Consider the following 1,373-nt stretch of genomic DNA (forward strand, 5'->3'; position numbering starts at 1 on the left):
CCCTCCGAGATCACCGCCCGCCTCGGCGCGCCGTGGATCCCGGCTTCCGACGTCGTCGCCTTCGTGCACGAGACGATGGGCGCCGCCATCCGCATCCACCACATGCCGGAACTGGCCTTGTGGACGGTGGAGGCGCGCCAGCTCGGCTGGATGGCGGCCGGCACGTCGGAGTGGGGCACCGAGCGCCGCCATGCCGGCGAGCTTCTCGCCGATGCGTTGAACTCCCGCGTGCCGCAGATCTTCGACACGGTCGAGGAGGACGGCAGGGAGCGCCGCATCCTCAATGTCGTCGACACCGAAGCGGCCAAGGAGAAGCTCGCCAAGATCAAGGCCGCGTTCCAGACTTGGGTCTGGACCGATCCCGATCGCACCGATCGCCTGGCCCGGATCTACAACGACCGCTTCAACGACATCGCTCCGCGCCGCTTCGACGGATCGCATCTGAAGTTGCCGGGGGCCTCTGGCGCCTTCGCGCTCTATCCCCACCAGAAGCGCGGCATCTGGCGGATCGTCGCCGCCGGTTCGACCTACCTCGCCCATGCCGTCGGTGCCGGCAAGACCATGACGATGGCCGCCGCGGTCATGGAGCAGCGGCGTCTCGGCTTGATCGCCAAGGCGATGCTGGTCGTCCCCGGCCATTGCCTGGCGCAGGCCGCGCGCGAGTTTCTGGCGCTCTATCCGAACGCCCGCATCCTCGTCGCCGACGAGACCAACTTCGTGAAGGAGAAACGGCAGCGGTTCCTCGCCCGGGCGGCGACCGCGACCTGGGACGCGATCCTCATCACGCATTCGGCCTTCCGCTTCATCGGCGTGCCCTCGGCGTTCGAGCAGCAGATGATCCAGGACGAGCTTGAACTCTACGAGGACCTCGTCACGAAGGTCGATGGCGAGGATCGCGTCTCGCGCAAGCGGCTCGAGCGGTTGAAGGAGGGGTTGAAGGAACGGCTCGAGGCGCTCTCGACCCGCAAGGACGACCTCCTCACGATCTCGGAGATCGGCGTCGACCAGATCATCGTCGACGAGGCGCAGGAGTTCCGGAAGCTCTCCTTCGCCACCAACATGTCGACGCTGAAGGGCGTCGATCCGAACGGCTCGCAGCGCGCCTGGGATCTCTGGGTGAAGTCGCGCTTCATCGAGACGAAGAACCCCGGCCGGGCTCTGATCCTCGCCTCCGGCACGCCGATCACCAACACCCTCGGCGAGATGTTCTCGGTGCAGCGGCTGATGGACCACGAGGCGTTGACGGCACGGGGTCTCCACGAGTTCGACGCCTGGGCCTCGACCTTCGGTGACACCACCACCGAACTCGAACTCCAGCCCTCCGGCCGATACAAGCCGGTGAGCCGGTTCGCGAGCTTCGTCAACGTGCCCGA

Annotated in this window: 1 protein-coding gene; it reads left to right on the forward strand. The window is 66.9% G+C overall.

The genetic code is table 11. The annotated features are described in order from the left end of the window. Nucleotides 1–1,373 (forward strand): DEAD/DEAH box helicase family protein (locus J3S89_RS14930; RefSeq protein ID WP_217928482.1); only part of this gene is annotated, 1,373 nt, incomplete at both ends.

It is taken from the genome of Pinisolibacter aquiterrae (assembly GCF_019160155.1).
Lineage (GTDB): Bacteria > Pseudomonadota > Alphaproteobacteria > Rhizobiales > Ancalomicrobiaceae > Pinisolibacter > Pinisolibacter aquiterrae.